Origin of the sequence: Phaeodactylibacter luteus (assembly GCF_007993045.1) — a bacterium.
Classification (GTDB): domain Bacteria; phylum Bacteroidota; class Bacteroidia; order Chitinophagales; family Saprospiraceae; genus Phaeodactylibacter; species Phaeodactylibacter luteus.
Genome location: NZ_VOOR01000193.1, coordinates 1 through 550, shown reverse-complemented (window position 1 = coordinate 550; position 550 = coordinate 1). Strand labels below are relative to the sequence as shown.

Sequence of the window (550 nt, the reverse complement as noted above, 5' to 3'; positions counted from 1 at the left end):
CCCGGACTGCCCAGATTGTACGGACGGGCCGGACACACCGGACGAGGTATCGGACATCACGACGGTCAAGACGAACGGTACCAATACCTACGTGCCGGGCACAACGGTGCCTTACACCATCACGGTGACGAACAACGGGCCGAGCGCTGCGAGCAGCGTAACAGTAGCGGACACCGCGCCTGTAGGCACAACGATCAGCAGCTGGACGGCGGTAGTGACCACCGGCACAGCCACGCTGGCGAACGCTTCGGGCACAGGTGATTTCAGTGAGGTGATCACGAACATGTCCAACGGGGCGGTAGTAACCTACACGGTGAACGTGGACGTGCCTGCCGATTTCACGGGCGGCCTGACCAACACGGTTGTGGTAACGAACCCGGAAGACCCGACGCCGGACTGTCCGGAATGTACGGACGGGCCGGACACACCGGACGAGGTATCGGACATCACCACGGTTAAGACGAACAATACCACTACCTACGTGCCGGGCACAACGGTACCTTACACCATTACGGTGACGAACAACGGGCCAAGTGTAGCGAGCAGCGTA

At 60.7% G+C, this 550-nt stretch carries 1 pseudogene; it reads left to right on the top strand.

The features are described from left to right. Window positions 1-550, top strand: a pseudogene (locus FRY97_RS22050) (DUF11 domain-containing protein); the annotation flags it as partial.